The 12,276-nt window shown below is 60.7% G+C and carries 12 protein-coding genes and 1 tRNA gene; 7 read left to right on the top strand and 6 right to left on the bottom strand.

Annotation, left to right across the window (positions count from 1 at the left end; all coding sequences use genetic code 11):
- Positions 1–104: 104 nt before the first annotated feature.
- From EH55_RS07170 to EH55_RS07180, 3 genes are read right to left on the bottom strand one after another with little or no spacing between them, the layout of a single operon-like run.
- The gene (locus EH55_RS07170; protein WP_037976140.1) at positions 105–1,526 is read right to left on the bottom strand and encodes an FAD-binding oxidoreductase; all 1,422 of its coding nucleotides are present in this window, start codon (positions 1,524–1,526) and stop codon (positions 105–107) included.
- The gene (locus tag EH55_RS07175; protein ID WP_037976141.1) at positions 1,526–2,524 is read right to left on the bottom strand and encodes an electron transfer flavoprotein subunit alpha/FixB family protein; all 999 of its coding nucleotides are present in this window, start codon (positions 2,522–2,524) and stop codon (positions 1,526–1,528) included. Before EH55_RS07175 ends, EH55_RS07170 begins: the two co-directional genes overlap by 1 nt.
- A gap of 1 nt (position 2,525) precedes the next feature.
- Entirely contained in the window at positions 2,526–3,338 is an 813-nt protein-coding gene (locus tag EH55_RS07180) for an electron transfer flavoprotein subunit beta/FixA family protein (RefSeq protein ID WP_037976145.1), read from the bottom strand.
- A gap of 238 nt (positions 3,339–3,576) precedes the next feature.
- On the opposite strand from EH55_RS07180, the gene nrdR reads away from it, so the two are divergent.
- The 7 genes from nrdR to EH55_RS07215 all read left to right on the top strand — a co-directional run bounded on the left by nrdR (position 3,577) and on the right by EH55_RS07215 (position 9,320).
- A complete protein-coding gene (nrdR, locus tag EH55_RS07185; RefSeq protein ID WP_037976147.1) occupies positions 3,577–4,053 on the top strand; it encodes a transcriptional regulator NrdR in 477 nt (158 codons plus the stop codon).
- On the top strand, positions 4,046–6,169 hold the full coding sequence (nrdD, locus tag EH55_RS07190) for an anaerobic ribonucleoside-triphosphate reductase (RefSeq protein WP_081839483.1): 2,124 nt from the start codon (positions 4,046–4,048) through the stop codon (positions 6,167–6,169). Before nrdR ends, nrdD begins: the two co-directional genes overlap by 8 nt.
- Before the next feature lie 2 nt (positions 6,170–6,171).
- Positions 6,172–6,858: an anaerobic ribonucleoside-triphosphate reductase activating protein gene (locus EH55_RS07195; protein ID WP_037976152.1), complete on the top strand. Its 687-nt coding sequence runs from the start codon at positions 6,172–6,174 to the stop codon at positions 6,856–6,858.
- A gap of 149 nt (positions 6,859–7,007) precedes the next feature.
- Positions 7,008–7,083: transfer RNA gene (locus EH55_RS07200), tRNA-Asn, on the top strand.
- A gap of 75 nt (positions 7,084–7,158) precedes the next feature.
- A complete protein-coding gene (locus tag EH55_RS07205; RefSeq protein ID WP_037976154.1) occupies positions 7,159–7,989 on the top strand; it encodes a mechanosensitive ion channel family protein in 831 nt (276 codons plus the stop codon).
- 27 nt (positions 7,990–8,016) lie between these two features.
- The gene (locus EH55_RS07210; protein WP_051682731.1) at positions 8,017–8,931 is read left to right on the top strand and encodes an NAD(P)-dependent oxidoreductase; all 915 of its coding nucleotides are present in this window, start codon (positions 8,017–8,019) and stop codon (positions 8,929–8,931) included.
- A gap of 35 nt (positions 8,932–8,966) precedes the next feature.
- Positions 8,967–9,320, top strand: coding sequence for a hypothetical protein (locus EH55_RS07215; RefSeq protein WP_037976157.1), 354 nt, complete (start codon positions 8,967–8,969; stop codon positions 9,318–9,320).
- A 62-nt stretch (positions 9,321–9,382) separates the two neighbouring features.
- On the opposite strand, the gene EH55_RS07220 is transcribed toward EH55_RS07215, so the two are convergent.
- Genes EH55_RS07220 through EH55_RS07230 form a run of 3 tightly spaced genes read right to left on the bottom strand, consistent with a single transcriptional unit; the run spans position 9,383 to position 12,237 of the window.
- Positions 9,383–9,949 carry a hypothetical protein gene (locus EH55_RS07220; RefSeq protein WP_037976159.1) on the bottom strand — a complete coding sequence of 189 codons (567 nt, stop codon included), beginning with the start codon at positions 9,947–9,949 and terminating at the stop codon, positions 9,383–9,385.
- Positions 9,950–10,765 carry an AAA family ATPase gene (locus EH55_RS07225; protein WP_037976162.1) on the bottom strand — a complete coding sequence of 272 codons (816 nt, stop codon included), beginning with the start codon at positions 10,763–10,765 and terminating at the stop codon, positions 9,950–9,952.
- Positions 10,762–12,237 (bottom strand): hypothetical protein, encoded by a 1,476-nt coding sequence (locus EH55_RS07230; RefSeq protein ID WP_141730515.1) that lies wholly within the window; start codon positions 12,235–12,237, stop codon positions 10,762–10,764. The genes EH55_RS07225 and EH55_RS07230 overlap by 4 nt, the downstream gene beginning before the upstream one ends.
- Positions 12,238–12,276: the final 39 nt, after the last annotated feature.

The raw sequence follows: 12,276 nt of genomic DNA on the forward strand, positions 1-12,276 counted from the left end.
ATCTTTTATGTTTTTATCACACGGATTTGCTCAGTGCTGACGCCCTTCGCTTTTTTTACTGTGAGCGGCGTCAGCCGCGAACAGATCCGCGTGACGTTTTATCTTTATTGCAGCTTGAAGAACATCTTTCCGGGATTTAAAATGTTCTGCGGGTCGAAGGCTTTTTTTATCCCCCTCATTATCTCGAGCTCCGCGGGCGTTTTGTTTTCGGTCAACACCTTCTGCTTGACGTGGCCGACGCCGTGCTCTCCGCTGCCGACGCCGCCGAGCGATATCGCCTCGTTTATCAGCGCGCTGAAAAATTCCTCGGCGTAGGAGGCCCAGCGCTCCGGCGTCATACCCTCCGGCTTCAGAGGGATCGGGTGCAGGTTGCCGTCTCCGATGTGCGAGATGATGCCTATCTCGACGTTCCACTCGCCGCTTATCCTTTTGATGCGGCGCAGCATCTCGGGCACCGCCGAAAGGGGCACCATCAGGTCGCCGGAGGCGCAGGCGTAGGGGTCGCGCGCGCGCATCCCCTCGAGGCCGTTCTGCCTCACGTTCCACATCGCCGCGGAATCCGTGCGGCTCTCGGCGACGAAGACTTCGAAGGCGCCGCCCTCAAGGCAGATTTTACCGACGGTCTCGTAGCCCTCTTCGAGCTGCTCGTCCGTGTCGCCCTCTACCTGTATCAGAAGATAGCCCTCGCTGCGTTCCTGCTCGGGCAGCGCGCAGCCGAGATATTCGGTCGTGTATTTCACGAGGTTCCTGTCCATGAATTCGCAGGAGATTATGCGGCGTCCGGAGCCTATCACCTTCGCGACGCTCTCGACGAGCTTTTCGACGTCTGGGTAACAGGCTAAGAGGTTCACGACCTTGCCGGGCTTCGGTTCGAGGTTGACGATGAGCTTCGTGGCGATCGCAAGAGTTCCCTCGCTTCCTGCGAGCAGGTTCAAAAGGCTGTAGCCCCACGTGTCCTTGCGGAAGCGCCCGCCGAGATGCAAAATTTCGCCCGACGCGAGCACGACCTCCGCGCCGAGGACGTGGCGGCGCGTGCTGCCGTAGCGTATGACCTTGCCGCCGCCGGCGTTCGTCGCGAAGTTTCCGCCGATGAAGCTCGTCTCCGTGCTCATCGGATAGCCCGCGTACAAAAAACCTTCGGCCGCGGCGGCGCGGCAGAGGTCGTTCGTCACGACTCCCGGCTCGACGACTGCGACGCGGTTGATTTTATCTATCTCGAGGATTTTGTTCATTCGTTCGAGCGAGAGGACGACGCCGCCCGCGAGCGGCACGGCCCCGCCGTTCAGCCCGCTGCCCGCGCCGCGCGGCGTCACGGGTATGCGGTATTTGCTCGCGATCTTCATGACGGAGGAGACCTGCTCCGTGTTCCGCGGCCTGACGACGGCCTCGGGCATATGCCCCCATACGCGCCCCGCCTGGTCGTAAGCGTAGTTTTCCAGCGCGTCTGCGTCTATAATGGCGGCGGCGCGCCCGACCGCGGAGGCGAGCTCTTCGAAAATTTCTTTTGTCAGCGAGCCGTAGCCCATCACCGAAGGCCTTTGTATTTTTTCACGGCCTCGATGAGCCCGCCCAGCATCTCCATCGCGTCGCCCTGCACCGCCAGGTCCGCGACGCGGAAGATCGGCGCTTCGGGGTCCTGGTTCACCGCGACGATCGTCTCGGCCCCGCTCATTCCGGCGATGTGCTGCACGGCGCCGGAGATGCCGAACGCGAGGTAAAGGCGCGGCGTGACGGATTTGCCGGAGAGCCCGACCTGCGCGGAGTAGGGGGCCCAGCCGAGGTCGACCGCCATGCGCGACGCTCCGACGCTGCCGCCGAGCAGGCGAGCGAGCTCTTCGAGGCGCGCGAAGTTTTTCGCGTTCTTCATCCCCTTGCCGCCGGAGACGATGATCTCGGCTTCCTGCAGCGGCAGCCCGACGCTCTTTTCCGCTTCGAACTTTATGAATTTGACGAGGGATTCGAGCAGCTCTTTCTTCGGCGCAAATTCAATCGTTTCGCATTCGCGCGACGCGTCGGGCGAAAGGGGGCGCTTCGACTTCGGGCGCACCGTGCACATCTGCGGGTCGCGCCCCTTAGTCTTGATGTCCGCCATCACGTTGCCGCCTATCGCCGGGCGCGTCTGTATCAGCCGCTTCGATTCTCTGTCGATCGCCAGCTCCGTGCAGTCGGCGGTGAGGCCGCAGCCTATGCGCGAGCTGAGCATCGGCATGACGGTACGCCCCTGCGTCGTGGCGGAGGCGATGAGAATCGAAGGCTTGTATTTTTCTATCATCTCCGCGAGCGTCGCGGACGTTATGTCGGCTTTGAAATTTTCAAACTCCGGAGCGTCGGCGACGTAGACCTTGTCGGCCCCGTAAGCGGCGAGCGACGCCGACTGCTCCTTTATCCCGCTGCCGACGACCACGCTCGCGAGCGGCGCGCCGAGCGCGTCGGCAAGCTCTTTGCCCCACGCGAGGAGTTCGCGCGACACGGGATGTATCTTTCCTCCGCGGACTTCCGCGAGAGTCCAGACCTCGGCGCTCATTTCACACCGCCTCCGCTTTTTCAAGGCAGTTTTTATCTTCGAATATTTTCATTATCTCGCCTATCGCCGCGTCTATGCCGTCGGCCGCGGCTATTCTGCGGCCGCAGCGCGTCACCTTCGGGTAGGTGACGTTTACGACCTGGGTCGCCGAGCCTGTGAGCCCCGTCTCCTCGGCCGCCATCGAAATGTCGTCCGCCGTCAGAATCTCGACGTCCGCCTTCTTAGCGCGAAGCTTGCCGGAGAGCGTGCAGAGACGCGGGACGTTCATCTCCTTGACCGGGATGACCATCGCCGGGAGCTTAGCCTCGACGGTCTCGTGCCCGCCCTCCACCGCGCGGACGACGCGGACCTTTTCGCCGCTCAGCTCTTCGATCGCGCTCACGTAGGAGAGCACGCTCGCCCCGAGCAGTTCGGCGCAGGCCGGGCCTACCTGCCCTGTCTCCCCGTCCGTAGCGCGTTCGCCTGCGAGCAGCAGGTCGAAGGGGCCGGCCTTTTTTATCGCGCGCGCGAGCGTTCGCGCCGTCGCGAGGGTGTCGGCTCCGCCGAACTTTCTGTCCGATAGCAGCAGGCCGTCGTCCGCTCCCATCGCTATCGCATAGCGCACGGCCTTTTGAGCGGTCATCGGCCCCATGCTGATCGCGGTGATCGACGCATCTTGGCGCGCCTCTTTGATTCTCACCGCCGCCTCGACGGCGTGCAGGTCGAGCGGATTGAGCTCGGCATCTACGCCATCGCGTATCATAGTGCCCGTCTTTTCATCTATTTTGACGGTGTCCACGGCAGGCACCTGTTTCACAAGCACAGCAATTTTCAAAGTTCCTTCCTCCTTTTGAGGAAAATAAATACTTGCAGAAAGTAACGATATACTAAAGCGTGCCGCTGCGTCAAGTTTTTCGGGCATATTTTGCGGCGGCGGGACGGCGCGGGATGCGCGCGTTAATAAAAATATTTTTAAAAATGTTGGAAAAACTTCCCCGAGGGCTTCACACAACACTATATATAGTGTTATAATTTTTTTAGCACGGTACACGTAGCGGCTGGAGGAAACTGAGATGAAATGCCCCATTTGCGGCGCAGCTGAAACGAGAGTGATAGAGACACGCAGCTCTGACGAAGGGCGTGTCAACCGCCGGAGGCGCGAATGTCCCGAATGCTCCGCGCGTTTTACCACTTACGAGCGCCTGGAGGAAAAAGGCTATCTCTGGGTGGTCAAAAAGGACGGAAGGCGCGAGGCTTTCGACCGCGCGAAGATCATCAGGGGGCTCCAGCACGCCTGCGAGAAGCTTCCCGTGGCGCTTGAAACGCTCGAGGAAGCCGCCGACCGCATCGAGGAGCGCGTGCGCAGCACCGGACAGGGAGAAATCCCTACTGCTATGATAGGAGAGATGGCGGCTGAGGAACTGCGAGGAATCAATAAAGTCGCCTATGTGAGATTTGCGTCGGTCTACAAGGAGTTTACCGACATATCGAGCTTCACGCATGAAATAGCGCGGCTGTTGGATGACAAGGAGGCACACCGCAATGGTTGAGGATTTGAATACCCGCTTCGGAAAGCAGAAGCAATTATTTGAGAGCGGCGGCGAGTCTACGGATCTCGCGCTGATGGTCGACGCGCTCGCCCAAGAGGAGCGCTCGCCGTGGGACGCGGGGAGGATCCGCGACGCGCTCATCGTAGAAGCGGGGGTCGATCCCGCGACCGCCGAGAGCATCGCCATCGAGGTCGAGGAGGATCTGATGAAGTACGGGCGCAGCAAGGTCACGACTTCGATAATACGCGAAATGGTGAACGTAAAGCTGTTCCAGCGCGGTCTTGATTCGAAGCTGAAGGACCATTCGCGCATAGGCCTTCCGATTCACGACCTTGAGACGATGATGTTCAATAAAAACAAAGAGAACAGCAACACGAGCCACAACCCGGAGTCGATAAACCTATCGATCGCCGAGATGGTGCTGAAGGAGTACGCTTTGACGAAGGTCTTCTCAAAGGACGTCGCGGACGCCCACCTGAGCGGCGACATACACCTCCACGACCTCGGCATGGTGAACCGCCCCTACTGCTCCGGGCAGAGCGTCGCCTACGTCGCGCGCTACGGCCTGAACATCCCGTCGATCACGAGCGTTTCCAATCCCGCGAAGCACGCCGACGTGCTGCTCGCCCATATGCTGAAGATGACGTCGGTGCTTCAGAACCACTTCGCCGGCGCTATCGGCTGGGATGCGGTGAATATGTTCTTCGCCCCTTACACGGTCGGCTGGGATTACGGCCAGTATCTGCAGCTGGCCCAGCAGCTTATCTTTGAGTTCAACCAGCTCGCCGGAGGGCGCGGCGGGCAGGTCGCCTTCACAGACGTGAACCTCTACTACGAAATTCCGAATCACTTCCGCGAAGTCCCGGCGATCGGGCCTGGCGGGAAGTTCACCGGCAAGACCTACGCGGATTACGCGAAAGAAGCGAAGATGTTCCTGCGCGCGCTCTTCGACGTCTACATGAAGGGCGACAGCCGGGGGCAGCCCTTCTTCTTCCCGAAGCCGCTGCTCCACATCACCGATTACTTCTTCAAAGAAGAGGGCTGGGAGGAGTGCCTCGATCAGGCGTGCCGCCTCTCCTCGGAAAAGGGCAACACCTATTACGTCTTCGACCGCGGCGGGGTCGCCAAGCTCTCCGAATGCTGCCGCCTCTCCTTCGAGCTCACGCCGGAAGACCTCGACGAGGCGAAACACCCGTGGAAGATGCGCTACTGCGCGCTGCAGAACATCACGCTGAACCTGCCGCGCGCGGCTTACCGCGCGGGCGGCGACGACGAACTGCTCTTCGACATAATAGACGAGGAGATGGAGCTTGCCGCGAAGGCGCACCTGCAGAAGCGCGAGTTCATAAAGAACATATTGGAGCTCGGCGGGAAGGGGCCCCTTGCGGCGCTCTGCGTTTCGCACGACGACGAGCCGTACCTCAGGATGCGCAAGGCGAGCCACCTGATCGGCATACTCGGCCTGAACGAGATGGTGCAGGCGATGACGGGCTCTCAGCTCCACGAGAGCGACGAGGCCGCGGCGCTCGGCCGCGCGGCGGTACAGTACATGGACCTGAAATGCCAGCAGCTTTCCGAACGCTTAGGGCTGAAGTTCGTGCTCGAACAGACGCCAGCGGAGAGCACGGCGCTGCGCTTCGCGAAGCTCGACCTCCGCGCGTGGCCCGACGTCGCGAAAAAGTACGTCAAGGGCGATTTGACGACGGGCGAGATATACTACACGAACAGCACTCATCTGAATTACGGCCTTGCGCAGGACCCGATCGACAAGGTCATGCGCGAAGGCGAGCTGCACCCGATGATAAAGGCCGGCGCTATCACGCACGTATGGATGGGCGAACACAAGCCGGAGCCGAGTGCGCTTGCGTCGTTCGTCGTCAAGACCTTCAAATATTCGCAGAACGCGCAGGTGGCCTTCAGCCCCGAATTTACCATCTGCAACGAGTGCAGCCATATAGAGCGCGGCCTTTCCGGCCGCTGCGCGCTCTGCGGCTCGGAGGACGTCGACGGGATCACGCGCGTCACCGGCTACTTCACGCGCACGTCGTCGTGGAACGCCGGAAAGCGCGGAGAGCTGAAGGATCGCGCGCGCCGTCCCGTTACGATGGCGAAATAGGAATGGCCGGTTTAAGCGGAATAAAGGCGGGAGGCTATCTTCCCGCCTCTTTTTTGGACTGGGACGGCAAGGTCTCCGCGGTGATATTCTGCTGCGGGTGCAACTTCCGCTGCCCTTGGTGCCACAACGGGGAGCTCGTTAAATCCGAGCCGTCGCTCGATCTGGGGGAAATTTTTTCGGACATCGCGCGCCGAGCTAAATTTCTCGACGGAGTGGTGATAAGCGGCGGCGAGCCGTCGCTATGGAGCGGGCTCCTCCCGCTGCTTGAGAAGTTAAAAGAAGCCGGCCTGCCGGCGAAGATCGACACCAACGGAACGACGCCCTCGCTGTTGCGCGCGGTGACGAAGAAAAATCTCGCGCAGCATATCGCGATGGACGTCAAAGCGCCGCTCGACGCCGCTTCCTATTCGCGCTTAGCGGGCGTGCCGGTCGATATGGAAAAAATAATCGAATCGATAAAGCTGATAAAATCTTCGGCGCCCTCCTACGAATTTCGTACTACCTACGTTCCAGCGCTTCACTCGGACGGCGATCTGCTGAAGATGCGCGGGGAGCTTTCCGACGACGCGCACTGGGTCGTTCAGTGCTTCAAGCCGAACGGCTGCCTCGACGAAAAATTCCTCGGCGAGGAGCCCGCGAGCGCGGAGAAGCTTAAGGAGCTGCTGCCCGGCATAAAAATTCGCGGATAGCACGAAGGGCCGAGTTCCGCCCTCCGTCCGGCCGCGGCGCGGGACAAATAGGCGGATGCGCCGCTCGGAGCGCCGCCCGGCGCTTTTCAGGGCTTGTCAAAACAGTGATGCGTGGTATAATATCCTTTGTTGAGCGATTCAACGGTTATTCCTCGATGGCGCAATCGGCAGCGCGGGTGGCTGTTAACCACTAGGTTCGAGGTTCGAGTCCTCGTCGGGGAGCCAGCCAGTTTGCGGCATCGTGTGCGTTATGCGTGCGATGCCGCTTTTGTCCATATAGAAATCAAAGGAGACGAAGAAATGGAAATCAAACTCGAAACGCTTCCCGAACTGCTTCGGAGCGTGACGCTCGCGTCGCTGCTTCCGGCGCTTATCTACCTCGTAGCCGGGCTTATTATCGTGAAGATGGTGATGAGGGCCGTTGCCCGCCTACTTGAAAGGAGCTCCGTCGATAAGACGCTGCACAAATTTATCTTGACGCTTGCGAAGCTCGTCCTCTATTTCGTACTCTTCATGACGGTGGCGGGCGCGCTCGGCATACAGATAACTTCCTTCGTGGCCCTGCTCAGCGTCGCCGGCCTGGCCCTTTCGCTGTCGCTGCAGGGCGTCCTTTCGAACCTGGCCAGCGGAGTGATTTTGCTCTCCGTCAAGCCGTTCAAAGTCGGCGACTATATCGTCGCCGGCGGCGAAGACGGCATCGTCAGCGAGGTCGCCTTTATGTATACGAAGATGACGACCTTCGACAACAGGGTCATCTACATTCCGAACAGCCAGATATCTTCGTCGACGATAGAAAATTACAACGGCGAGGAGAAGCGCCGCGTCGACCTAACTTTCAACGTCGCGTACGGCTGCCGGCCGGCCGACGTGAAGGCCGCCGTCTCGGAAGCCGTTGCGCAGATCCCGAAGACGCTCGCGGATCCCGAACCCTTCGTGCGCATCTCGGCCTATAAGGAGTGCTGCGTAGAGTACACGCTGCGCGTCTGGTGCATGACCGCGGATTACTGGGACGTCTACTTCGACGCGCTGGAAATGATTCCGCAGAACTTTGCGAAGCACGGCGTCGAGGTCACGTACCCGCATTTGAACGTTCATCTGATGGGGAAGCCGGAGGCTTCTTCGGAAAAATAGCGCGCTTGCGCAGGGAGGTTTGACGCGATGGCTGACAAAAAAATTCTCGGTTTTGTGGGCACCGGAGTGATGGGCTCGTCTATGGCGGGGCATCTGCTGGACGCTGGTAACGAAGTGCATGTATACAACAGGAGCCGCGAGAAGGCGGAAGCCCTTATCGCCAAAGGGGCGATGTGGGAGGAGAGCCCAGCGGAACTCGCGCGGAAGTGCGACGTCGTCTTCACGATGGTCGGCTTCCCCGCCGACGTCGAAGAGATATATTTAGGGAGGGACGGCCTGCTGGCTGTTGCGAAAGAGGGGGAGCTCTTCGTCGATATGACGACGTCGAGCCCCAAGTTGGCGAAAAAGCTGTACACGATAGCGAAGGAGCGCAGGGCCGGTATGCTCGACGCGCCGGTCACGGGCGGCGACAGAGGGGCGCGGGAGGCGACGCTGACGATCTTCGTCGGAGGCGATAAAGTGGATTTCCAAACGGCTCTGCCTTACTTTCAAATAATGGGGCGCGTCGTCAAGCACATGGGCGGCGCCGGAAACGGGCAGAACGCGAAGCTCGCCAATCAGATCGTGATAACCGGTACCATGACCGGCATGTGCGAGGCGCTCGCCTTCGCCAAATCCTGCGGCCTCGACCTGGACGAATTCATCGAAGCCGCAGCCGGCGGCTCGGCCTCTACGTGGAGCCTCAAAAATTACGGGCCGCGAATCCTTAAGGGAGATTTTGCGCCGGGCTTCTTCATCAAGCACTTCATAAAGGATATGAAGCTCGCAGAAGAAGCGGCCGACGAAATGGGGCTCGACCTGCCGGCCCTTTCCGTGACGCGCGGGCTTTACGAGGAAGTCGCCGGCGGCGGCTACGCCGACAGCGGGACGCAGGCGCTCTACTGCCTCTACGATCCGCAGGAGGATCGGGCTCCACATAATCCACACAAATCTGCTGTATAATAGCTTCAGTTGGGAAGACGAAAGGGGCGTTGCAGATGAAACTCGGTAAGACGGCTATCGCAATTTTCTCAGCGCTTGCGCTGCTGGCGGCTGGCGCCGCTTTCGCGCAGCCGCCGACGGACGTAAATCTCGCCTGGGACGCCGCGTCGAGCACGCTTTCCGTAACGGCGAAGCATCCCGTGAACGACGGGACGAAGCATTACATCATGGCGATGTACGTAAGCGGCGGCGGCAAGCAGCTTCTGGCGAAGGAGTACGGCTCGCAGCAATCGGCCGAAACTTTTTCGGACAGCGTGAAGCTGGACGGCGCGGCCCCCGGCATGAAGATCAAGGTGGAGCTCGTATGCAACATCATGGGCAACGCTGAAAAGGAGATAACGCTGAAATAGCGCGATAGTTTCGCATAAAAAGCGCCGCGGCCGGATTAACATGGCAGCGGCGCTTTTCGTCATTATTTTTTTACGCTTTCTTCAAGCAGCTCGTAATCCTTAGAGTTTATCGCAGCGGCGTCCGCCGAATGTTCGATGAGCAGCGCGATTATCTCGTCCACCTCATGCGTCATCGCTTTTTTGTGTATTTTTTTGAGCAGAGACGCGGGGGCGCGCTCCGCTATCTCGCACGACGCTTCGCCGGTCTTCGAGTGCCATTTCGTGTAAATTTCGACGAGCCACGCGCCTTCTGGCGATATGTCGCGGAAGCGCGCCATCCCCGACCTGTCGCCGGGGACGCTATCTATCTCGACGCCGTTCCGCGTGCATTCGACCATGAAGTCGCGGAATACCTCGTCCTCTTTGAGTTGGAAGAGCGTCTCGGCCCTGTCGAGCGCGAAGGCGAAGCGGCTCTCCATGAAGGCCTGCGCGAAGCTCCAGATGTCGAGGCGCCGGCGGCAGGCGTAGGTGAAGACCGTCGTCAGGTATTCGCGGCGGATCTGCTCCATGCTCTTTTTTGCAAGCTCAGTTTCGAGCTTCTTCGCCTCGGCGTCGTAGTCCGCGTAAATTTTCAGCGTGGATTTCAGCATTTACCCCGCGCCCCTTTCGCTCATCTTAAGCGCCGCCGCGGCGCGCGCGTCGGCCGCCGTTATCTCCTTCGCGTGCTCCTGCGGCGGCAGCTCTATCTGGGCCGCCGATATTTCGTAGTGCAGCAGCTCGAGCGAACGGGCCGGCTCGGCCCGTTCGGGGGAACAGAGCGCCGCGAGGCGCGCCGTCTCCTCTATCGCCTCTTTCGTGAAGAGCGTCTCGGGGTAGCGCACGCGGGCCACGTGTTCGAGTATCTCAAGCAGCCGCGCGCGACCCGGCTCCTTCAGCTCTATCGACTGGAAGCGCCTTTCCATCGCGCGGTCGCGCGCGATGTAGGCGCGGAATTCTTCAGAGGTGGTGGATATCAGCATGCTGATACCGCCGCTCGTTATATACGGCTTCAGCGTGTTCATCAGATTCGAAGGGCCGCCGCTTTCGCTGAGCCGGTGCGCCTCGTCGAGGTAGATTATTATGCTGTGGCGCTCGGCCTCGTCGAGTATGTGCTTGAAGCGCAGGTCGCGCTTCCTGCGGTCCTGGCTTATGAGGTCTAAGTTCAGCTCGACGACGCGCCGCCCGGAGAGGCGCCTGTAGCGCCCCTCTTCTATCAGGGCGGCCAGCTTCCTGACCGCCGCCGTCTTGCCGCAGCCCGCCGCGCCAGTCAGCGCGACGTTGTTCTGCTCCTCTGAGGCCAAGGCGACGGCGATTCTCTCAAGCGCGGAAGCGTCTTCCAATATCTGTTCGACGCCCCCGCTCCTGCCGTTCAGAAGGCGCCCATATTTTGCGCAGAGGGGCGGCAGTTTGCCGCTGAAGACGCTCACAGCGTCTCACCTTCTTCGAGCAGGGATTCGAGAGTCAGCTTTTCGCGGCGCTTGGCGCCCTCCGTTATCCACAGCTTTGAGCCGCCGCGGCTGCGGCGCAGCCTGGCGCGCTTCCTGACGCGCTGGCGCTCCGGCTTTTCTTCGAGCGACGCGTAGCTTATCCGCCCGTCGCGCTCGATCGCGCGTATCTCGCCGTCGAGGTCCTCGGGGCGGTAGATGACGTCGGCCTCGGAGACGTAGGCGTCGAACGCTTTGCATAAGCGCTCCTCCTCGCTCGCGTGCCATATCCTCTGCGCGCTCGAAGAGTAAAGCGTGTCGAGCAGCCTATCCTCTTCGCTCCTGCTTTCGAGGGAGAGGCGCGAGAAGTTGTCGTAGCCGAAGGTGAAGGAGAGGCGCTCCCAATTCTGGCGGAACTTGTCCAGGTAGTTGAACATGCCCCAGCGGTCGATCTCGGGTATCAGCACGACGGCGGGGCGCTTCGCGCTGCGCGCCGCGGCGCCGGCGGCGGCCGTGAGGAGCGGGGCGAAGCCGCGGTCGGCCGCTGCGTTGCCGCTCGACGCGACGAAGAGCGGCCTGCCTGCCGGCGCCCTCAGATAGTCGCCGAGCTTCAGAGTCTCGTTGCCCGCGAAGAGCGCCGCGTTGTCGACCATCATCAGCACGAGCGCGCGGAAGTCAGCCGTGCTCGCGTCGGCCTGCATCTTTATGCAGCGCTGGGTGTTCGTGTTCTCGCCGTTCGTCGTCAGCAGGCCGGCGAAGGGCGCCGGCGCGTCGCGCTCCGCGTTTTTCTGGAAGCGCAGTTCGCGCGACAAAATATATTTCGCAAGGGCGAACTCCCTCGTCAGCGGACGCCCTTCGCTCTCGGCTTCCGCGACGCGGTATTTGACCGGCAGAAGGTCGCTCTCGCCGCCTATCGTCTTGGTCATCAACGTCTCTATATATCTGTGCTGGCGGCAGAGGAGGCTGAAAAAGTTCAGCCGCGAAAGTGCGGCGGAGACTCCCTCTTCCCCCTCGCCTCCGCGCGAGGAGGCGATGTTCTGCACGACGTTTTTAGCGGTCTCAAGCATGTAGGCGAGCATCCTGTCCGTCACGAGCTTGCCGAGGTCGTCGAAAAATTTATCGTTCGCGTCGCGCGAGCGTATCTCCTGATAGAGGGCCTGCCTCACGGCGTAGGCGATGTTTTCGCTCGATATGCCTATGTCTTCGTTTGACACGAAGGGCTCGATCACGTCGGGAATTACCGAGCCCTCGCTCGAGAAGTCGGCGAGCAGTGCCTCTCCTGCGAAGCTTTCGTAGAGCCGTCCGCCGTGGTCGAAGACGATCAGCGCGGTATCGGGGCAGAGTCCGGGCCATTCGTCGACGGCGGCGGCGACAGTGGCCATCTTGCCCTCGCCGCCGCCGAGCAGCAGCGTGTCGCGCCCGCAAAGCGTTTCGGCTGTGAATTTTCCTATCTCCACCATCGCGATCCCCCGCATTTCCCGGCGGCCCCTTACGGGCCCTTAGCTCAAATCAAA

The organism is Synergistes jonesii, from assembly GCF_000712295.1.
GTDB classification, from domain to species: domain Bacteria; phylum Synergistota; class Synergistia; order Synergistales; family Synergistaceae; genus Synergistes; species Synergistes jonesii.

What these genes read in the sequence shown, in the direction of transcription:
- nrdD (WP_081839483.1), top strand. Translation starts at nt 4,046, where the DNA reads ATGGTTGAGGATTTGAATACCCGCTTCGGAAAGCAGAAGCAATTATTT.
- EH55_RS07175 (WP_037976141.1), bottom strand. Translation starts at nt 2,524, where the DNA reads ATGAGCGCCGAGGTCTGGACTCTCGCGGAAGTCCGCGGAGGAAAGATA.
- EH55_RS07230 (WP_141730515.1), bottom strand. Translation starts at nt 12,237, where the DNA reads ATGCGGGGGATCGCGATGGTGGAGATAGGAAAATTCACAGCCGAAACG.
- EH55_RS07205 (WP_037976154.1), top strand. Translation starts at nt 7,159, where the DNA reads ATGGAAATCAAACTCGAAACGCTTCCCGAACTGCTTCGGAGCGTGACG.
- EH55_RS07170 (WP_037976140.1), bottom strand. Translation starts at nt 1,526, where the DNA reads ATGGGCTACGGCTCGCTGACAAAAGAAATTTTCGAAGAGCTCGCCTCC.
- EH55_RS07220 (WP_037976159.1), bottom strand. Translation starts at nt 9,949, where the DNA reads ATGCTGAAATCCACGCTGAAAATTTACGCGGACTACGACGCCGAGGCG.
- EH55_RS07215 (WP_037976157.1), top strand. Translation starts at nt 8,967, where the DNA reads ATGAAACTCGGTAAGACGGCTATCGCAATTTTCTCAGCGCTTGCGCTG.
- EH55_RS07210 (WP_051682731.1), top strand. Translation starts at nt 8,017, where the DNA reads ATGGCTGACAAAAAAATTCTCGGTTTTGTGGGCACCGGAGTGATGGGC.
- nrdR (WP_037976147.1), top strand. Translation starts at nt 3,577, where the DNA reads ATGAAATGCCCCATTTGCGGCGCAGCTGAAACGAGAGTGATAGAGACA.
- EH55_RS07195 (WP_037976152.1), top strand. Translation starts at nt 6,172, where the DNA reads ATGGCCGGTTTAAGCGGAATAAAGGCGGGAGGCTATCTTCCCGCCTCT.